We start from the raw sequence: 20,457 nt of genomic DNA on the forward strand, positions 1-20,457 counted from the left end.
GTGGGGGTCGGGCGGCCTGGTCAGCACGCTAGCCAACTCGTGTGGCCCTTGTGAAGGTTGATGTTCGATATGCCCGATACATTTTCGTGACCTTAGTCATGAGCTTCGTCACCCGGGGTCGATTTGGAATGGTCTGCGGTGAGTTGTCCGAAGCGGTCGGAGCGACCGCAGCAGCCGCCCGCGATGCGGAAGTTCGGCCCGCGTGGGGAGTTCGGCCCGCGCCGGAGCCCCCGGCGGCCGGGCCTGGCTAATCTGCACGGATGACCACCGACCTGACCCTGCTGCCGCGTGTCGCCTATCGCGGGCAGGAGGTCACCGCGCCCCGGCTCCGAGGTCTCCTCGCGCTGCTCGCGGGCGACCTGCGCACGGGTTGCAGCACCGAGCGGCTGGTGGCAGGGCTGTGGCCGGAGGAGTTGCCGGAGCGGCCGGGAAAGGCGGTACAGGTCCTGGTGTCCAGGGCGCGGGCGCAGCTGGGCGCCGACGTCCTCATCAGCACGCCGACCGGATACCGGCTCACACTCGCCGAGGAGCAGGTCGACAGCTCCGCCCTACTGCTGTACGCCGCCGCGAGCGCGGACCGGGCCAGGGCCGGGGACCACGCGGGATCGCTGGCCGCGGCCGAGGCCGGGCTCGCGCTGTGGGAGGGCACCCCTGACGAGGCCGGCGACACCGACGACCCTGTAGCCGCGCTGCGCACCGAGCGCGCCCCCGTCCGCGGCACGCTCGTACGCGCGCAGGCGCTCGCACTCGCCCGCCTCGGCCGGCACGCGGAGGCGGCCGGACAGCTGGCCGCGGCCGCCGCGGAGCATCCGCGCGACGAGGAGGTGCTCGCCGAGCGGCTGCGCGGCGAGGCGGCCACGGCGGGCCCGTCCGCCGCGCTGATGCGGTACGAGGCGTACCGCCGTGAACTGCGCGACGAGCTCGGCACGGATCCGGGCGCCGGACTCAAGGCCGTACAACAGGAGCTGCTGCGCGGCGAGGCGCCCGTCGCCAGGCACGGCGTGCCGCACGAGCCGAACCCGCTGCTCGGCCGGGACGAGGACATCGCGGCGGTGGAGCGGCTGCTCCGCGCCTCCCGCGCCGTCACCGTCGTCGGCCCCGGCGGTCTCGGCAAGACCCGGCTCGCGCACGCCGTCAGCCGCCGGGCCGAGCAGCGCGTGGTGTATTTCGTGCCGCTCGCCGGCGTCACCGCGGGCGCGGACGTGGCCGCGGAGGTGGCCTCCGCGCTCGGCGCGGGCGAGGGACGGCCCGGCGCACTCAGTGGTCACGACCCGGTGTCCGGCATCCTCGGCGTGCTCGGCTCCGGGTCCGCGCTCCTCGTCCTCGACAACTGCGAGCAGGTCGTCGCCGGTGCCGCCGACCTCGTACAGGCCCTGGTCTCGTCCTCCAAGGACCTGCGGGTGCTCGCCACCAGCCGGGCCCCGCTGGGCCTCACCTCGGAGGCGGTGTACGCGCTGCCGGAGCTCGGGCTCGGCACCTCCGTCGAGCTGTTCACACAGCGGGCCCGGGCCGCCCGGCCCGGCGTGGAGCTGCCGCCGGACGCGGTGGCCGAGCTGTGCCGCCACCTCGACGGGCTGCCGCTCGCCGTGGAGCTGGCCGCCGCGCGGGTACGGGTCCTCTCGGTGCCGGAGATCGCCCGCCGCCTCGGCGACCGGTTCGCGCTGCTGCGCGGCGGGGCCCGGGACGCGCCGGAGCGCCACCGCACACTGCACGCGGTCGTGGACTGGAGCTGGAACCTGCTCGACGAGGACGCCAGGGCGGCGCTGCGCACCCTGTCCGTCTTCCCCGGCGGCTTCTCCGGCGAGGCGGCGGAGCAGGTCCTCGGCGAGGACGCGCTGCTTCTCCTGGAGCAGCTGGCCGATCAGTCGCTGCTCACCGTCGCCGACACCGCGGCCGGCGTGCGGTTCAGAATGCTGGAGACCGTACGGGAGTTCAGTGCGGCCCGGTGTGCGGAGGCGGGCGAGGACGAGGAGGCCGTCGACCGGTTCCTCGCCTGGGCGCGGGACTTCGGGGTCACGTACCACGACTGGTTCTTCGGCTCGGAACCGCTGACCGCCTGGGAGCAGATCAGAGCCGAGCAGGACAACCTCGTGCTGGCCCTGCGACACGCCCTGGCCCGTACGGACTGCCCCACCCTCGCCGCCCTCACCGCCGTCCTGGCCGCCGCCTGGTCCATCGGCTCCAGCTACCCCCGCCTCGCCGCCCTCGCCGCGGACACAGGCCCGCCCCTGTCGCACTACCACCCCGAGCCCGAATACGTCGAAGTCGCCCGCGCCGCCGCGGTGTTGTCCACGGGAAGCCTGTTCATGGGCGAAGGCCCGCGCGCCGTACGCCAACTCGTCACCCTCCGGCGGCTGCCCCCAGCCCCGCCGGACACCCTGGTGCGGGCCATCGCGGCAGTGCTCAGCGCGATCCCCGAGATGTCGCCTCCCGACTACGAGGTGTTGCGGGATCTCTGCGAGAGCGAGCAGCCGCTGCTCGCCGGCATCGCCGAGTGCGTCGCCACGTACGTCTGGGAGCACGAGCACGACATCGAGCGCGCGCTCGCCTCGGCTCGCCGGAGCGTTGCCGCACTGGAGCCCGTCGACAACCCGTTCCTGCAGGTCATGGGCCGTGCCCGGCTGGGCGAGCTGTGCCTGCGGACGGAGCAGGGCGCGGCCGCGTACACGCACCTCCAGGCGGCGCTGAAGGCGCTGCCGCGGCTCGGCGACGAGCACGACTCCATCGGCGTCCGCGGGGGCCTCGCCCTCGCCTGTCTGCAGCGCGGCGACCCCGACGAGGCCGAGTACTGGCTGCGGCAGGCGGAGTGCGACAACCCGGAACAGGACGCCTCCGAAAGCCCCGGCCTCGGCGCCCGCGCCGAGATCGCGCTCGCCCGCGGACTGACGGAGGTCGGGCTCGGCCTGTGGCGCGGCGCCGTGGAGTGGATACCCGCGGCCTCGATGGACTACGACGACGACCCCTTCTACGAGAGGTGGACGCTGCAGCTCCGGTCGGCGGCGGTGACGGCGCACGCGCACGCCGGCCGGCTCGAACTCGTCGCGGAGGTGGTCGACCGGCTGCGGCAGCGGATGCGCACCCTGCTCGCCGGCCCGGCCCGATCGCCCATGGAACTCCCCGTGTTCGGGACGGGGTTGCACGCCCTCGGCATGGCGGGGCTGGTGTCCGGCGACCCCTCCGCCGTACGGATGATCGCGCTGGCCGAACGGCTGTGGGTGCTGCGCGATTTCCAGCCGACGATGTCGGCGACCCGTGCGCGGCAGGCGGCCGAGGATGCCGACAGGGCGGCGTACGCCGACGCGGTGTCGGAGTACGCCGCCCTGGGGCGCGACGAGTTGCGGGAGGCGGCCCGCGCTGCCATGGCGGTTACTTCGGGTCGCGGTTGAACTGTGATGTCGACCAGCGGTAGCCGAGCACGGTGAGGCCGACGCACCAGGCGAGCGCGATCCACCCGTTGTTGCCGATCTCGGTACCGAGCAGCAGGCCGCGCAGGGTCTCGATGGTCGGGGTGAAGGGCTGGTACTCGGCGATCGGCTGGAACCAGCCCGGCATCGTGTCGGCCGGAGTGAAGGCGCTCGAAATGAGCGGGAGGAGGATCAGGGGCGTCGCCATGTTGCTGGCGGCCTCGGGGTTGGGGCTGGCCATGCCCATCCCGACCGCGATCCAGGTGAGTGCCAGGGCGAACAGCGCGAGCAGTCCGAATGCCGCCAGCCACTCCACGGCCGTGGCGTCGGTGGACCGGAAGCCGATGGCCACGGCGACGGCGCCGACGAGGACCAGGCTGGCGAGCACCTGCAGCACGCTGCCGACGACGTGCCCGATGATTACGGAGGCGCGGTGGATCGCCATCGTACGGAAGCGGGCCATGAGGCCCTCGGTCATGTCCATGGAGACGGAGACCGCGGCTCCGATGACGGTGCTGCCGATGGTCATCACCAGAAGACCCGGGACGAGATAGGCGATGTAGTCGGAGCGGTCGGCGCCACCGCCACCGATGCCCGCGCTCATCACGCCGCCGAAGACGTAGACGAAGAGCAGCAGCAGCATGATCGGCGTGAGCAGCAGGTTCAGCGTCATGGATGGGTAGCGCCGGACGTGCAGGAGGTTGCGGCGCAGCATCGTGTTCGAGTCGCGGACGGCGAGGGAGATCCGGCTCGGGCGGGCGGGAGCAAGGGCGGCGCTCATCGGACGGTCTCCTTGGGCTGGTTGGGGACGGTGGTCGTGCCGGTCAGGGCGAAGAAGACGTCGTCGAGGTCGGGGGTGTGCACGGTCAGCTCGTCGGCCTCGACCCCGGCGGAGTCGAGCCAGTCGAGGATGGCGCGCAGTTCGCGCTGGGTGCCGTCGCTGGGGATGCTCAAGGAGAGCGACTCGTCGTCGCGGGTGGCCTCGCGCAGGGCGGAGGCAGCGGACTGGTAGGCGGTCGGGTCGGTGAAACGGAGCCGGACGTGTCCGCCTGGGATGAGCCGCTTCAGCTCTTCGGCGGTGCCCTCCGCGGCGATCTTGCCGTTGTTCAATACCGCGATGCGGTCGGCGAGTTCGTCGGCCTCGTCCAGGTACTGGGTGGTGAGGAAGACGGTGACGCCGTCGGAGACCAGCTCGCGGATGATGCCCCACATGTTGTGGCGGCTGCGGGGGTCGAGGCCGGTGGTCGGCTCGTCGAGGAAGATGATCCGCGGGTTGCCGACGAGGGTCATGGCGAGGTCGAGGCGGCGCTTCATGCCGCCGGAGTAGGTGGAGGCGGGCTTCTTGGCGGCCTCGGTGAGGTCGAAGCGTTCCAGGAGTTCGGCGGCGGTGCGGCGGCCCTCGCTCTTGGACAGGTGGTGGAGGTCCGCCATGAGGAGCATGTTCTCCTCGCCGGTGATCAGGCCGTCGACGGCGGAGAACTGGCCGGTGACACCGATCGCGGCGCGCACGGAATGCGGATCGGTGGCCAGGTCGTGTCCGCCGACGTGCAGGTCGCCGGCGTCGGCGGTGATGAGGGTGGACAGGATCTTCACGGCGGTGGTCTTGCCGGCGCCGTTCGGCCCGAGCAGCGCGAACACGGAACCGGCCGGCACCGTCAGGTCGATGCCGTCGAGGACCGTCTTGTCCCCGTAGGCCTTGCGCAGCCCCTTGGCCGCGATGGCGGGAGAAGGCGATGTCGTTGTCGTCATGCCGAGGAGGTTGCGGCAGGGCGCATTCAACGCGCATTCAAGACGGTTTCAGGGTCCTGAAACCGGGCGGCGCAGGACAACACGAGTAGGTCCGGACCACGCCGGCCCTCGGTCCTGATCCCGATCGGTCGCCGACCGTGACGGAACCGTTCTGGAGGGTAGGAAGACGTCGGGCGGCCGACTCTGGAAGGATTCTCGGCTTCGGAGTGCGGTTTCCCGGCCGTTTCCCGCGACGGAGTTTTCGGGGTGGCGGCGGGGTGTCAGTGGGGCCGCCTAGACTCGGAGAGCGATGAGCAGCCTCTTTGATGACAGCTTCCTGGCGGACCTCAAGCCCTCCGGGGCTCACGAGGAAGAGCCCCCGCCGCCGCCCGAGGACGGGGCGGCCGAGCCGCTTCCGGACGACTTGTTCGGCGGCCGCTTCGACGTGCCGCCAAGCCGGGACGCGTACTACCGCGACGGCGCCCCGCGTCCCGCCGTGGACGCGGCCGCGCTCCTGGACGGGCTGAACGAGAACCAGCGGGCGGCCGTGGCACACTCCGGCTCCCCCCTGCTCATCGTGGCCGGCGCGGGCTCCGGCAAGACCCGCGTGCTCACCCACCGGATCGCATTCCTGCTGGGCGAGCGCAATGTCCACCCCGGCCAGATCCTCGCGATCACCTTCACCAACAAGGCCGCGGGCGAGATGAAGGAGCGCGTCGAGCACCTCGTCGGCCCGCGCGCCAACGCGATGTGGGTGATGACCTTCCACAGCGCGTGCGTACGGATCCTGCGCCGCGAGAGCAAGAGGCTCGGCTTCACGTCCTCGTTCTCGATCTACGACGCCGCCGACTCCAAGCGGCTGATGGCGCTCGTCTGCCGTGATCTGGACCTCGACCCGAAGCGCTTCCCGCCCAAGTCGTTCAGCGCCAAGATCTCGAACCTGAAGAACGAGCTGATCGACGAGGAGGACTTCGCCGCCCAGGCCGCCGACGGCTTCGAGAAGACCCTCGCTCAGGCCTACGCGATGTACCAGTCGCGGCTGCGCGAGGCCAACGCCCTCGACTTCGACGACCTGATCATGACGACGGTCAATCTGCTGCGCGCCTTCCCGGACGTCGCCGAGCACTACCACCGCCGCTTCCGGCACGTGCTCGTCGACGAGTACCAGGACACCAACCACGCGCAGTACGCGTTGGTGCGGGAACTCGTCGGCACCTCCCAGCACCCCGTGGACGTCCCGCCCAGCGAGCAGGACCTCGGGCCCGCCGAGCTGTGTGTCGTGGGCGACGCCGACCAGTCCATCTACGCCTTCCGCGGCGCGACCATCCGCAACATCCTCCAGTTCGAGGAGGACTACCCGAACGCGACGACGATCCTCCTGGAGCAGAACTACCGCTCCACCCAGACGATCCTCAGCGCGGCCAACGCGGTCATCGAGCGCAACGAATCACGGCGCCCCAAGAACCTGTGGACGAACGCGGGCGCGGGTTCGAACATCACCGGCTACGTCGCCGACACCGAACACGACGAGGCACAGTTCGTCGCCGACGAAATAGACCGTCTCACCGACGCGGGCGACGCCAAGGCGGGCGACGTCGCGGTCTTCTACCGTACGAACGCCCAGTCCCGTGTCTTCGAAGAAGTCTTCATCCGCGTCGGCCTGCCCTACAAGGTCGTCGGCGGCGTCCGCTTCTACGAACGCAAGGAGGTCCGGGACGTCCTGGCGTACCTGCGGGTGCTGTCCAACCCGGAGGACTCCGTTCCGCTGCGCCGGATCCTCAACGTCCCCAAACGCGGCATCGGCGACCGCGCCGAGGCGATGATCGACGCCCTCTCGCTGCGCGAGAAGATCAGCTTCGCGGGGGCACTGCGGCGGGTGGACGAGGCCTACGGCATGGCTGCCCGATCCACGAACGCGGTCAAGCGGTTCAACACGCTGATGGAGGACCTGCGGACGATCGTGGAATCGGGCGCGGGTCCGGCCACCGTCCTGGAGGCGGTACTCGAACGCACCGGCTACCTCGCGGAGTTGCAGGCTTCGACGGATCCGCAGGACGAGACCCGCATCGAGAACCTTCAGGAACTCGCCGCCGTGGCCCTGGAGTTCGAGCAGGAGACCGGTGAGGGAGAGACCCCGGGCGGGCTCTCCGCCTTCCTGGAGCGGGTCGCGCTCGTCGCCGACTCCGACCAGATCCCCGACGAGGAGGACGGCAACGGCGTCATCACCCTCATGACCCTGCACACCGCCAAGGGCCTTGAGTTTCCTGTGGTGTTCCTGACCGGCATGGAGGACGGCGTCTTCCCGCACATGCGCGCGCTGGGTCAGGTCAAGGAGCTGGAGGAGGAGCGACGCCTTGCGTACGTCGGCATCACGCGCGCGCGGGAGCGGCTGTATCTGACGCGGTCGTCGATGCGCAGCGCCTGGGGCCAGCCCTCGTACAACCCGCCGTCCCGCTTCCTGGAGGAGATCCCGGACGCGCATCTGGAGTGGAAGCGCACCGGTGCGATGGGTCCCGCCTCGTCGAGCCCCGTGTCGGGAGTGGCGGCTTCACTGTCGTCGTCGCTGTCGTCCTCGCGGTCGCGGTCCGCAGCCTCGGGTGCCTCCGGGTTCGCGACGCGTCGCGGTATCTCCGAGAAGCCGGTGGTGTCGCTTGCGGTCGGGGACCGGGTCACGCACGACCAGTTCGGCCTGGGCACCGTCGTCGGCGTGAACGGGACGGGTGCGAACGCCGAGGCGACGGTCGATTTCGGGGAGCCGAAGCCGAAGCGGTTGCTGCTGCGGTATGCGCCGGTGGAGAAGCTGTAGACGGCTAGGGGTAGGGCCCGGCGGTCAGGTGATACGTCGGGTCCAGGCGGGATCCGGTGGTTACGTCGGGTCCAGGCCGTGGCTGTTCAGCCAGGCCAGGGGGTCGATGGCCGAGCCGCCCGCCGGGCGGACCTCGAAGTGCAGGTGCGGGCCGGTGGAGTTGCCGGAGTTCCCGGAGTTCGCGATCGGGTCACCGGCCTTCACGGTCGTGCCCGACGCGACCTGGTAGCTGGAGAGGTGGCAGTACCACGTCTCCGTGCCGTCCTTCGCGGTCACGATCATCATGTTGCCGTACGCGCTGTTCCACTGCGTCCGGACGGTCCCGTCGGTCGCGGCCATCACCGTCGTGCCGTACGACACCGGGAAGTCGATGCCCGTGTGGATGGACATCCAGTTGACGCCCGCCTGGCCGAAGTAGGCGCTCAGCCCCTTCTGCGCGACCGGCAGCGCGAACTTCGGGCGCAGTCGCTCCTTGGTCGCCGCCGCCTCGGCCGCCTTCTTCCGCTCGGCCTCCTGCTGGGCCTCGAGGTCGATACGTTCCTGCGTCCGGCTCGCCCGGTCCGCGAAGTCGTCGGCGCCCGCGGAGAGACTCTGCAGCTGGGTGTCCAGCTTGTTGTTCGCGGCGGACGGCTTCACCGCGGTCCCGTCGGATGCGCTGAGCGTCGTGTCCTTGGTCTCGTCCCCGCCGACGTCGACCACCGAGGCGGCGGCGATCCCCGCGACCCCCATCACGCACGCCGAGGGAACGGCGACGGTCAGCAGCGCGGAACGCTTCGCGGGGGTGCGGCGACGGGAGCGGGAAGCGGGCCGAGACGCGGACCGCGAGGCGGGGCGGGGGGCCGGGGCGACTTCCTCCATGTCGTCGAGCAGCAGCGGCGCCTCGTGCTCGTCGCCGGTGTCGTGCTCGTCGGCCGGGTGCTCGAACTCGTCCTCCGCGGCGGCGACTTGCTCGTGCGGGACCTGCTCGAATGTGGTGGTCGCCTGCTGGTCGAGGGGCTCCGGCGCGGGCTGATGCTCGTAGGACTCGGGCTGCGGGTGCTCGTGTTCTCGCTCGTACGCCGCTTCTCGCTCGTACGCGTCGTGGTCACCGGCGGTGTTCCACTGCGTGGCGTCGTACGCGCCGGTCTCCTGGGTGTGCGCGCTCCACTGCTGGGCGTGGTCGACCGGCTGCTCGGGCTGGCGCCAGGCGGTCGCGTCCCACTGGCCCGAGGAGTCAGGGCTCGGGTGCTGCGCGGGGATGTCGGTGAGCTGCTGGTAACCGGCCGCCCACGTCGTCGTTTCGTAGCTGCCGGTGTCGTAGGCGGCCTGGTGCTGCGCCGCGTACGGGTCGTAGTTCAGCGTCTGGTGACCGCCGGTGCTCCACTGCGTGGCGTCGTACGAACCGGACGCGTCGTAGGAGCCGGTGGTGTCGTATGAACCAGTGGTGCCGTACGAGCCGGTGGCGTCGTACGAACCCGTGCCGTCGCCCGGCATGTCGCCGAAGAGAGGGTCTGTCGCGAAGCTCGCCGTTTCGAAGGCCTGCGTCTCGAAGTGCCCGGTCGCGTACGCGGCGTTGGCGCCCGTCTCGAAACCGGTGGCGGGGTAACCGTCGTGCGTGGTGAAGTCGCCGTACTGGGCTTCCTGCCCGCCGTACGACGCGTAAGGCGTCGAGGCGGCATTGGAAGCCGGGGCCGGGGGAGTAGCAATCCCCGACGGGGGACGGTCGTTCACCAACTTCTCTTTCGCCTCGACAACAGGGGCTGGCAGAGCAGTGCGGTGACTGTACCCGGCAGTACGCGGGCGCGACAATCTTCGGCAGGTTTCCCTCTCGTAGGAAACGGGCATTCGGCCGTGTTTCGGGGGACTGTGGGCACGGCTTTGGCCTGGCGTTCGATGAACGTTCGAATGTGGGCGGCTGTCCGGTGGCTCTCGGCCCGCTGTGCGGAGGCGGGGGTACGGGGGGCGGGGGTACGGGGGCGCGGGGGTGCGGGGTGACTGTCACGCCACTGTCAGGCCGCCGCCGGTGTGGGTGGCGGCGCGGGTTCCCGCTTCCTCGGTGTCGAGCGCCTGCCGTATGCCGGCCGCTACGGCGGGATGCACGGGCAGGGCGAGATGCCCGACGCCGCTCACCCGCACGTTCTGCGCGAGCAGGTCCGGGTGGTCGACGCAGGCCGTCTCCAGCGGGTCCATCAACTGGTCGAGATCGCTCCAGAAGCTCACGAAGCGCGTACGGCAGTCCGGCGCGGGCTTGCGCAGTTCCTCGATCACCTCGGAGTCCGGGCGCATCTGACGGACGATCGGGTGCGCGTTCATCAACGGGGCCACGCGGGTGCCCGAGTGCGGTGTGCCCAGCGTGACCAGGGTGCGCACGTGCACGTCACCGCCGAGGCGCTGCACGTAGTAACGCGCGATCAGTCCGCCGAGGCTGTGCCCGACGATGTCCACGCGGTCCTGGCCCGTGCGCTCGCAGATCTCCTCTATGTGTCGGCCGAGCAGCTCCGCGGCGGTGCGGATGTCGCACGTCAGCGGCGAGTAGTTGAGCGACTCGATGTGCTGCCTGCCGTGCTGGGCGAGGTTGCGGCGCAACAGGACGAAGACCGAGCGGTTGTCTATGAAGCCGTGCAGCAGGACGACCGGGGGCTTGGCCTCCGTGGGCAGCCGGGCGGCGTCCGGTGAGGGGAGCGCGGGGGTGGTCCGGCGCTCCTGGGTCATGCCCGACGGGTAGAGGAGGAGGTGCCCCGCGAGGATCGCGATCTCCAGGGCCGTCGCCTTCAGGAGGACCATCGAGAGTCCTGCCAGTCTGCTCGGAAGCAGGCGCTGGCAGAGAGGAAGAAGGGGCGACACCGCCCTGGTGACCTTCATGGCCGACCTCCTGTCGGCACACGGAGGACGCCTCTGTCCCCCGTGTGCACTCGTGGAGAGTCGCGTATGCCGGTGGCGGCTCGGTCGAGGTCTGGTCGAGGTCTCGTCGATGCCGGTTTGACGTCGGCTCGGCGGTCGCTCGGCGGTCGCTCGGGCGGTGTCGGTGGTGGTCGCGACGGTGCGTCTGTGGCGCGTGGGGCGCCGGTGACGCGACGGGGGCCCGTTCCTTGGTGGTGACGCGGGTTCCGGCCGTCGCTGTCCCTGCGGCGGATGACCCCGCCGGTGTGCGGCGGGGGCGTCGGTCCTCGTCTTCCTCGTACGGGTGGTGCTCCCCGCTGTCGTGCCATCGCCGATGTGCCCCACCACCGCGGTGTCCCGCTGACGACGCCGTGGTGCGGCCACCTGATAGCGGCTCTCCTTGCGCATGCTCCGGCTGTGGTCCATGCGCCGCGGGTCCTTGCGGTGCGTGTGCCGCAGGAACCCGGAGCGGTGCGCGGCGAACTTGTCCCACCGTGTGATTTCCCCCTCGGTATCCACCGCGAAACTGCCGGTTGCGGGATGCTGGGGATAACGTTCGTTCACTTCCTCGGGTGGTGTGGTGCGGGGCGCCCGTGCCGCGGGTGTGCGTCTGGTGCCGCGTCTGGTGCGGCCGGTGGCGGAATGTGCGATATCTGTCGGTGTGTGTTGGTTCAGGTTGGTGTAGTCGGTTCATGGAGGCAGTGATGGGTGTGGCAGCCGGTCCGATCCGCGTGGTGGTGGCCAAGCCGGGGCTCGACGGCCACGATCGCGGGGCCAAGGTGATCGCGCGGGCGCTGCGCGATGCCGGTATGGAGGTCATCTACACCGGGCTCCATCAGACTCCCGAGCAGATCGTCGACACCGCGATCCAGGAGGACGCCGACGCGATCGGCCTCTCGATCCTGTCCGGCGCCCACAACACGCTCTTCGCGGCCGTCATCGAGCTCCTCAAGGAGCGCGACGCGGAGGACATCAAGGTCTTCGGCGGCGGCATCATTCCCGAGGCGGACATCGCTCCGCTCAAGGAGAAGGGGGTCGCGGAGATCTTTACGCCGGGGGCGACTACCGCGTCGATCGTGGAGTGGGTGCGGGCGAATGTTCGGCAGCCTGCCGGGGCGTAGTTCTGGCGGGGGCGCCTGCTGTCCGGGTGGTGGGTCGGGGGCGTGCCGGTACGTCCGCCCGTCGCCGCCGGATCAGACGTTGGCCTAGCAGGAAACCGTCCGGTGACGCGAACGTACGCGACGGGCTTTGGACGTACCGGCACGCCCCCTTCCGCCGGTGGGTGGGTGCGGGTGCGATTCCCACTCCGGCAGGCTGGTCTTCGGCCGTCCGGTGTTTGAGGGCGAGGTGGTGCCGTCCCGATCCCCTGCCCACCCGGGGGCTCCAGTTTTCTGCCCGGGGAGGCACCATCCAGCCTGTTTGGTGTTTGAGGACGAGGCGATGCCTTCCCAATCCCCCACCCGCCCGTGGGGGCTCCACTCTTCAGCCCGGGTAGGCACCATCAGCCCGTCCGGCGTTTGAGGACGAGCCCTTTGGGCGATCGGGGGTCTGGGGGCGGAGCCCCCAGGTACGGGTTGGGTAGGGGCGGAGGGGGCGAGGAACTGCTTTTACGTTGGCTGGGGTGGGGTGAGTTCTTTGGTCATGGTTGCGCGTAGGCGCAGGGTGGTTACCAGGCGCTGGAAGGCCTCCGCCCAGTAGGTGCCGGCGCCTGGGGCGGCGTTCTCCGGTTCTTCGGGGATGCCCGTGAGGCCTTCGAGTCGTACGGCCTCGGAGGGGACGAGGCAGCGCTCGGCCAGCCCCATGACTCCACTGAAGCTCCAGGGGTAACTCCCCGCGTCCCGCGCGATATTGAGCGCGTCGACCACCGCCCGCCCCAACGGCCCCGCCCAGGGCACCGCACACACCCCGAGCAACTGAAACGCCTCGGACAACCCGTGCGTGCCGATGAACCCCGCCACCCACTCGGCCCGCTCGGCGGAGCCCAGCGTGGCGAGCAGTTTCGACCGCTCCGACAGGGACACCGCCCCCGGTCCACCGGCTTCCGGGGCGGAGGGCGCCCCGAGGAGCGCTCGGGACCAGCCAGGATCCCGCTGCCGTACCGCGGCCCGGCACCACGCGGCATGCAGCTCGCTCTGCCAGTCGTCCGCCACGGGCAGGGCGACGATGTCCTCCGGCGTACGTCCGCCGAGCCGCCGCGGCCAGGTCGCGAGCGGTGTCGCCTCGACCAACTGGCCCAGCCACCATGACCGTTCACCACGTCCGGCAGGAGGCTTCGGCACCACGCCGTCCCGCTCCATGCCCGCGTCGCACTCGTGCGGCGCCTCGACCACGATCGTGGGCGTGCCCCGCGTACGGTCGACGGCCACGCAGGAGCCCGCCCTGGCCGCCATCCGCCCGGCGAGCGCCGACTCCGGCAGCGCGGACAGCAACTCCGCCGCCGTCGCCCGTACGTTGCGGCTCCGGTCGGCGAGCGCCCGCTCCAGGAACGGTTCGTCCGCCGCGCACAGCCCCGACCGCAGCGAGTCGAGGAACATCAGCCGGTCCTCGGCCCGCTCCGTCGCCCAGGTGGAGGCCAGCAACTCGCGCGCGGTTGCGGGGTGTCGGCTCCGTATCGCCGCGAGCAGCGCGACCCGTTCCGCGAACAGGCCTTCCTGCCACAGCTGCTGTACGCGCTCGGGCTCGGCGGGGTCCGGGAGCGCCGCACCGCCTCCCGGAGTGGAGCGCAGTGCGAAGCGCCAGTCCGGGTTCAGCCGTGCCAGCCACAGGGCGCGCGGCCCCGCGAAGGTCAGCGCGGCGGGTCGGAGATCGGTGCGGCCCCGGGCCGCGTCGAGGAGTGCGGGGAGTGCGTGCGGGGGCGGCGCGAAACCGCGCGCGTTGGCCAGGGTGAGCCACTGCGGCAGCAGCTCCATGAGGTCGGGCGCCGTTCCTCTGCGGCCGCCGCCACCGGTGCCGGGCCGGTCCGCCAGCAGCAGCGTGAGTCTTTGGGCCGCGGCGGGCGGCAGGGCCGGGCGCGGATCCGGCGCCGACGGCTCGGGCCGGGCCGCCGCTCGCGCCGGGCGCATCCCGGCCCGCCGCCGCAGTGTTTCCACGGCGGCCGCGTCCAGCAAAGCCATCGGAGCTTCCTGCCCCGGCCCGCATCCCGGAGGTGTACGCCGATCCGTCCCGAGCAGTGCCACGGTGACGAGTTCCTCCCAGGAGCCTTCAGGAGCAGAAGTGGTGTTCATGAGCGTTGGCGTCCTTTCCATGCGGAGGGGGTCAGCACAGCGGCACCGCTTCTCCTGGGCCTTCCGGCCAGGCCGTCAGTGGGGTGAAGCCTTGGTGGCCGCATTCGCCGAAGACGGTGACGGGGGCGCCGCCGGAGAGGGCGGCGAGGCGCCACAGGCCGGGGAGGGAGTGCGGAGAGCGGGTGATGGGCAGGGCCAAGTCGCCGTCAGCGTCTGCCAGTTGCCAGCCTTGTGGGGTCGTGGTTGCTTCGCCGGCCGGGGTCGGTATGACTCGGTTGAGGGTGACGGGGTAGGAGTCGAGCCACGGGTCGGCCCGTAGTGCCTCGCCGTAGTGGGCCGCTGCCTGGGGCGTGGTGACTCCCGGTGGTCGTATCGCCGTGGGGGTGGGTGGTGTGAACTGCTCGCCCAGCGCCGCTCGTAGCCCGCCGCCCGAGTGCGCGGAGAGTTCCGCCTCGAAGCCCAGGCCGACGGGCAGTGTCAGTTCCGGTGCCCGGCCGGCTGCTCCGTAGGAGAGGAGCAGAGCTGTGCGGCCGGACTCCGATCCGTGCAGCCAGATCCTGCGCGTGGTGAGACGGCTGTCCGCCGTGTCGTACTGGGCGAGGACCAGCCAGCGGTCGTGGATCGGTGGGCCGTCCGCCGAGCCGTGCAGGCCGATCCGTGAACGTACCGTCGTGGCAAGGCCGTCCGGCAGTCGCTCGCGGCGCAGCCAGCCCTGGTCGAGGAGATGGAGCAGCGCGCACTCCTCCAGGAGCCGCACCGGCCAGCCGGGGCCCGACGACGGGATCGCACCCAACTCCCTTACCCGCGCTGCCAGTCCAGGTGCCTGCGCGTCGACCATCCGGGCCGCCGTCTCCTCCCACACGCCGTACCCGGCCTGCTCGGCCCCGGCCAGGCCGCCGCGCAGCAGATCCGCCAACCGCTGCTCCAACTCCGTCGCACCCGCGGTGATCCGCTCGGCCCGCCGCTCCGCCCTGCGCCGCGCCGCCTCCGGATCACCCGGCGAGGCCGTCCCAGATGCCCCGCCCGTCGTCGTCCGACTCCCCTCCGCGCGCTGTCGTCTCCCCTCTGTCCACTGCTCCGCCCAGTCCGGCGCCTGCCCCCGCGGCACAGTGCCCTCCTCGCCCGCCCAGAGCAGCAGCAGCCCGAGCGCGTGCTTGCACGGGAACTTGCGGCTGGGGCAACTGCACTTGTACGCGGGCCCGGTGGAGTCCGCGACGTCGATGACCGTCTGATACGGCTTGCTGCCACTTCCCGCGCACAGTCCCCATACCGTCCCCTCGTCAGAACTGCCTGCCTCCGACCACGGCCCGGCCGCGCCGAGCTTGCTTCCCGCTTTGCGTGACGCTGCGTCAGGCGCCAGTGCCAGCACCTGATCCGCAGTCCAGCGCACCCCCTGCTGAGTCATGTCATCGAAGGTAGATCCCACCACTGACAATCGACTTCCGCGAGCACGTTTGCGCAGGTCAGGCCGCATTGTCAGTGGCATGGTGCACGGTGGAACCAGTCCGAACCGGCCGATCGAACCGGCCGAGCTGGAGGGGGGACCTAGCCATGTCTGTGTCCGTTGAGCCGACTGGGACCACGTCCGTCGATCCGTCCGTGAGCGAGGCGGCGGGCGAGGTGTTGCGGCCGCACGCCGAGGACGCCTTCGCGGCCGAACTCGCGGCGCTGGCCGCGCAGGACGACCGGCCCCGCCCGGCCCGCTGGCGGCTGTCGCCGTGGGCCGTGGCGATGTATCTGCAGGGCGGCACGCTGCCGGACGGCACGGTGATCACACCCAAGTACGTGGGGCCGCGCCGCATCGTCGAGGTCGCCGTCACCACGCTCGCCACCGACCGCGCCCTGCTCCTGCTCGGCGTGCCCGGCACCGCGAAGACCTGGGTCTCCGAGCACCTGGCCGCCGCGGTCAGCGGCGACTCCACACTGCTCGTACAGGGCACCGCCGGCACGCCGGAGGAGGCGATCCGGTACGGCTGGAACTACGCCGAACTGCTCGCGCACGGGCCGAGCCGGGACGCCCTGGTGCCGAGCCCGGTCATGCGCGCCATGGCGGAAGGGATGACGGCGCGTGTCGAGGAGCTGACCCGCATCCCCGCCGACGTGCAGGACACGCTCATCACGATCCTGTCGGAAAAGACGCTGCCGATACCGGAGTTGGGCTCGGAGGTGCAGGCCGTCCGCGGCTTCAACGTGATCGCCACGGCCAACGACCGCGACCGCGGGGTCAACGAGCTGTCGAGCGCGCTGCGCCGCCGCTTCAACACGGTGGTGCTGCCGCTGCCGGAGAGCGCCGACGCCGAGGTCGACATCGTCTCGCGCCGCGTCGACCAGCTCGGCCGCTCCCTCGACCTGCCCGCCGCGCCCGACGGCGTCGACGAGATCCGCCGCGTCGTCACCGTCTTCCGCGAGCTGCGCGACGGAGTCACGGCCGACGGGCGTACGAAGCTGAAGTCACCCAGCGGCACGCTGTCCACCGCCGAGGCGATCTCCGTCGTCACCAACGGGCTCGCGCTGGCAGCCCACTTCGGGGACGGCGTCCTGCGTGCGAGTGACGTCGCCGCCGGCATCCTCGGCGCCGTCGTCCGCGACCCGGCGGCCGACCGCGTCATCTGGCAGGAGTACCTGGAGGCGGTCGTCCGCGAGCGGGACGGGTGGAAGGACTTCTACCGGGCCTGCCGGGAGGTGAGCGTATGACCGGACTCCAGCAGGAGGCGGAGCCGGAGCGTGTCTCCGGCGTACGGGAGGGTGGGCCGCTGCTGCTCGGCGTGCGGCATCACGGGCCGGGGTCGGCGCGGGCCGTGCGGGCCGCGCTGGAGGCGGCCGCTCCCCGGGTCGTGCTGATCGAGGGGCCCCCGGAGGCGGACGCACTCATCCCGCTCGCCGCCGAGAAGGGGATGCGTCCTCCCGTCGCCCTCCTCGCCCACGTCGTGGACGAGCCCGGCCGCTCGGCCTTCTGGCCGCTTGCCGAGTTCTCACCGGAGTGGGTGGCGATCCGGTGGGCCCTGGATCAGGGAGTCCCGGCCCGGTTCATCGACCTTCCGGCCACCCACACGCTGGTATGGGGGAAGGACGAACCCGCTTCGGAGGACGAGGAGGGTTCGTCTCCGGACGAGGCCGTCCGTATCGACCCCCTTGCCGTGCTGGCGGAGACCGCCGGTTACGACGATCCCGAGCGGTGGTGGGAGGACGTGGTCGAGCACCGGGGCGGGGTGGCGGGAGGCGATCCGTTCGCGCCGTTCGCCGTACTCGGGGAGGCGATGGGGGCGCTGCGGGAGGCGTACGGGGTCGGGGGCCACGAGCGGGACCTGGTGCGCGAGGCGTACATGCGGATCCAGGTGCGGGCGGCGCAGCGGGAGTTCGGGGACGACGTGGCCGTGGTGTGCGGGGCCTGGCACGTCCCCGCCCTGCGGCAGAAGACCACGGCCGGCGCCGACCGGGCGCTGCTCAAGGGGCTGCCCAAGGCCAAGGCCGACATGACATGGGTGCCGTGGACGCACCGCCGGCTGTCCCGGGTCAGCGGGTACGGGGCGGGCATCGACTCGCCGGGTTGGTACGGGCATCTGTTCGGCGCCCCGGACCGCCCGGTCGAGCGCTGGATGACGAAGGTCGCCCGGCTGCTGCGCGACGAGGACCGGATGGTCTCGTCCGCACACGTCATCGAGGCGGTGCGGCTCGCCGACACACTCGCCGCGATGCGCGGCCGCCCGCTGCCGGGACTGACCGAGACCACCGACGCCGTACGAGCTGTGATGTGCGAGGGCTCCGACGTGCCGCTCGCGCTCGTGCGGGACCGGCTCGTGGTCGGGGATGTGATGGGGGAGGTACCGGAGTCCGCACCCGCGGTGCCCCTGCAGCGCGACCTGGCGCGGCTGCAGCGACGGCTTCGGCTCAAACCGGAGGCAATGGAGCGGGAGTTGGAGCTCGACCTGCGCAAGGAGACCGACGCCGGGCGCAGCAGACTCCTGCACCGGCTGCGGCTGCTGGGCATCGGCTGGGGCGAGCCCGTCGCGTCGCGCGGCAGCACCGGTACCTTCCGCGAGGCCTGGCGGCTGCGCTGGGAGCCGGAGCTGTCCGTGCGGGTCGCCGAGGCCGGGGTGTGGGGCACCACCGTGCTCGCCGCCGCGACCGCCAAGGCCGACGCGGACGCCATCGGCGCCGGCTCCCTGGCCGATGTCACGGCACTCGCCGAGCGCTGCCTCCTCGCCGAACTCCCGGACGCGCTGCCCGTGGTCATGCGGGTCCTCGCCGACCGGGCGGCCCTCGACGCCGACGTCGGCCATCTCGCCCAGGCCCTGCCCGCACTGGTCCGCTCGCTGCGCTACGGCGACGTGCGCGGCACGGACACACACGCCCTCAGCGATGTCGCGGTGGGCCTCGCCGAGCGGATCTTCGTCGGGCTCCCACCGGCCTGCGCGGCTCTCGATGCCGAGGCCGCGGAGGAGATGCGACGTCATGTGGACGCTGTACAGGGGGCGGTGGGCCTGCTGGGGGAGACGGGCGGCACCGAGTCCCGTGGCGGCATACGCGGCCGCTGGCACTCCGTGCTCCGGGTGCTGGCCGGGCGCGACACCGTGCCGGGGGTGATCCGCGGACGGGCCGTACGACTGCTGCTCGACGAGGGCGAGTTGGCGCCGGACGAGGCCGCCCGGCTCATGGGGCTCGTGCTGTCGCCGGGGACGGCGCCGGGGGACGCCGCCGCCTGGATCGAGGGGTTCGTCGGGGGCGGCTCCGGCGGCGGGATGCTGCTCATGCACGACGAGCGCCTGCTCGGGCTGGTGGACGCGTGGCTGACCGGGGTGCCGGCGGAGGCGTTCACCGATGTACTGCCGCTGCTGCGGCGGACGTTCTCGGCGTACGAGGCCGGAGTGCGCCGGACGCTCGGCGAGCTGATCAGGCGCGGCCCGGGGGCGCGGGGGAGTGCCATGGCAGCGGCCTCCGGGATACCCGGGTTCGCCCCCGACCTCGACCCCGAGCGCGCGGACGCCGTACTGCCGGTGCTGCGTCTGCTGCTCGGGCTGGACGAATCCGACGGCGGCGATGGCGAAGTCGGCGATGGCGAAGTCGGTGACCAGGTGAGTGACGACAACGACCTTGTGGAGGTGGCCCGATGACCGCACCGGCGGACACGACCGACGTAGTCACCGAGGCCGCCGCGACCGCCGCGACCGGCGCCACGGACGAGCGGCTGCGGCGCTGGCGGCTGGTGCTCGGGGGCGACGAGGCGGACGGCACCGGGTGCGCCCTCTCCGGGCAGGACGCCGCAATGGACGGGGCGCTCGGCGCGTTGTACGGGAAGGGAGGCAAGGGGCAGGCGGGGCGCGACCGTTCGGCCGGGCTCGGGGCGTCCGCGCCGTCCGTCGCGCGCTGGCTCGGGGACATCCGGACCTACTTCCCGTCGTCCGTCGTCCAGGTCATGCAGCGGGACGCCATCGACAGACTCGGTCTCTCCGCCCTTCTGCTGGAGCCCGAGATGCTGGAGGCGGTGGAGGCCGACGTGCATCTGGTGGGCACCCTCCTCTCCCTCAACAAGGCCATGCCGGAGACGACCAAGGAGACCGCGCGGGCCGTCGTACGGAAGGTCGTCGAGGACCTGGAGAAGCGGCTCGCCACCCGCACCCGGGCCACGCTCACCGGCGCCCTCGACCGAAGTGCCCGGATCAGCAGGCCCCGCCACCACGACATCGACTGGAACCGCACCATCGCGGCGAACCTTAAGCACTACGTGCCCGAGTACCGCACGATCGTGCCCGAGCGGCTGATCGGCTACGGGCGGGCGTCGCAGTCCGTGAAGAAGGAGGTCATCCTCTGCATCGACCAGTCGGGATCGATGGCGGCGTCCGTCGTCTACGCCTCCGTGTTCGGCGCGGTCCTCGCGTCCATGCGGTCCATCGCCACCCGGCTCGTCGTCTTCGACACCGCCGTCGTCGACCTCACCGACCAGCTCGACGACCCGGTCGACGTCCTCTTCGGCACGCAGCTCGGCGGCGGTACGGACATCAACAGGGCGCTCGCGTACTGCCAGTCGCAGATCACCCGGCCCGCGGACACGGTCGTCGTGCTCATCAGCGACCTCTACGAAGGGGGGATACGGAACGAGATGCTGAAGCGGGTCGCGGCGATGAAGGCGTCGGGGGTGCAGTTCGTGACGCTGCTCGCGCTGTCCGACGAGGGGGCACCGGCGTACGACCGTGAGCACGCAGCGGCTCTCGCGGCGCTGGACGCACCGGCGTTCGCGTGCACGCCCGATCTGTTTCCCGAGGTGATGGCGGCGGCGATCGAGAAGCGGCCGTTGCCGGTGCCGGACACCAGGTGAGGAGACCGGACACCGAATGAGGAGAAGACCGGACACCGGATGAGGAGACCGGACGGCGAGTGAGGAGAGTTGAAATCCGGACATGAACGAGCATTGCCAAGAGGGGGCTTGCGCGGCCTTGGG

The 20,457-nt window shown here is 71.6% G+C and carries 12 protein-coding genes; 6 read left to right on the top strand and 6 right to left on the bottom strand.

The window, feature by feature from the left end:
- Nucleotides 1–260: 260 nt before the first annotated feature.
- Nucleotides 261–3,386 (top strand): BTAD domain-containing putative transcriptional regulator, encoded by a 3,126-nt coding sequence (locus OG219_RS29590; protein WP_266831511.1) that lies wholly within the window; start codon nucleotides 261–263, stop codon nucleotides 3,384–3,386.
- On the opposite strand, the gene OG219_RS29595 is transcribed toward OG219_RS29590, so the two are convergent.
- Together OG219_RS29595 and OG219_RS29600 are read right to left on the bottom strand one after the other, a co-directional pair.
- Entirely contained in the window at nucleotides 3,367–4,185 is an 819-nt protein-coding gene (locus OG219_RS29595) for an ABC transporter permease (RefSeq protein ID WP_266831513.1), read from the bottom strand. The two genes, OG219_RS29590 and OG219_RS29595, sit on opposite strands and share 20 nt — an antisense overlap.
- Nucleotides 4,182–5,153 (bottom strand): ATP-binding cassette domain-containing protein, encoded by a 972-nt coding sequence (locus OG219_RS29600; RefSeq protein ID WP_266831515.1) that lies wholly within the window; start codon nucleotides 5,151–5,153, stop codon nucleotides 4,182–4,184. The genes OG219_RS29595 and OG219_RS29600 overlap by 4 nt, the downstream gene beginning before the upstream one ends.
- A gap of 289 nt (nucleotides 5,154–5,442) precedes the next feature.
- Between OG219_RS29600 and pcrA the strand changes: the two genes are divergently transcribed.
- Complete coding sequence (gene pcrA / locus OG219_RS29605) at nucleotides 5,443–7,938, top strand: DNA helicase PcrA (protein ID WP_266831517.1); 2,496 nt, start codon at nucleotides 5,443–5,445, stop codon at nucleotides 7,936–7,938.
- A 60-nt stretch (nucleotides 7,939–7,998) separates the two neighbouring features.
- On the opposite strand, the gene OG219_RS29610 is transcribed toward pcrA, so the two are convergent.
- Both OG219_RS29610 and OG219_RS29615 read right to left on the bottom strand, forming a co-directional pair.
- Nucleotides 7,999–9,648 carry a M23 family metallopeptidase gene (locus tag OG219_RS29610; RefSeq protein WP_266831519.1) on the bottom strand — a complete coding sequence of 550 codons (1,650 nt, stop codon included), beginning with the start codon at nucleotides 9,646–9,648 and terminating at the stop codon, nucleotides 7,999–8,001.
- 267 nt (nucleotides 9,649–9,915) lie between these two features.
- Nucleotides 9,916–10,779, bottom strand: coding sequence for an alpha/beta fold hydrolase (locus OG219_RS29615; protein WP_266831521.1), 864 nt, complete (start codon nucleotides 10,777–10,779; stop codon nucleotides 9,916–9,918).
- A 722-nt stretch (nucleotides 10,780–11,501) separates the two neighbouring features.
- On the opposite strand from OG219_RS29615, the gene OG219_RS29620 reads away from it, so the two are divergent.
- Entirely contained in the window at nucleotides 11,502–11,918 is a 417-nt protein-coding gene (locus OG219_RS29620; RefSeq protein WP_266831523.1) for a cobalamin B12-binding domain-containing protein, read from the top strand.
- 486 nt (nucleotides 11,919–12,404) lie between these two features.
- On the opposite strand, the gene OG219_RS29625 is transcribed toward OG219_RS29620, so the two are convergent.
- Nucleotides 12,405–14,021 carry a DUF5691 domain-containing protein gene (locus OG219_RS29625; protein WP_266831525.1) on the bottom strand — a complete coding sequence of 539 codons (1,617 nt, stop codon included), beginning with the start codon at nucleotides 14,019–14,021 and terminating at the stop codon, nucleotides 12,405–12,407.
- A 31-nt stretch (nucleotides 14,022–14,052) separates the two neighbouring features.
- A complete protein-coding gene (locus OG219_RS29630; protein WP_266831527.1) occupies nucleotides 14,053–15,426 on the bottom strand; it encodes an SWIM zinc finger family protein in 1,374 nt (457 codons plus the stop codon).
- A 146-nt stretch (nucleotides 15,427–15,572) separates the two neighbouring features.
- Between OG219_RS29630 and OG219_RS29635 the strand changes: the two genes are divergently transcribed.
- From OG219_RS29635 to OG219_RS29645, 3 genes are read left to right on the top strand one after another with little or no spacing between them, the layout of a single operon-like run.
- Nucleotides 15,573–16,715, top strand: a complete 1,143-nt coding sequence (locus tag OG219_RS29635) for an AAA family ATPase (RefSeq protein WP_266831529.1) — start codon at nucleotides 15,573–15,575, stop codon at nucleotides 16,713–16,715.
- On the top strand, nucleotides 16,712–19,132 hold the full coding sequence (locus OG219_RS29640) for a DUF5682 family protein (RefSeq protein ID WP_266831531.1): 2,421 nt from the start codon (nucleotides 16,712–16,714) through the stop codon (nucleotides 19,130–19,132). The genes OG219_RS29635 and OG219_RS29640 overlap by 4 nt, the downstream gene beginning before the upstream one ends.
- Nucleotides 19,129–20,334 carry a VWA domain-containing protein gene (locus tag OG219_RS29645; protein WP_266831532.1) on the top strand — a complete coding sequence of 402 codons (1,206 nt, stop codon included), beginning with the start codon at nucleotides 19,129–19,131 and terminating at the stop codon, nucleotides 20,332–20,334. The genes OG219_RS29640 and OG219_RS29645 overlap by 4 nt, the downstream gene beginning before the upstream one ends.
- Nucleotides 20,335–20,457 lie beyond the last annotated feature (123 nt).

It is taken from the genome of Streptomyces sp. NBC_00038 (genome assembly GCF_026343635.1).
Taxonomy (GTDB): domain Bacteria; phylum Actinomycetota; class Actinomycetes; order Streptomycetales; family Streptomycetaceae; genus Streptomyces.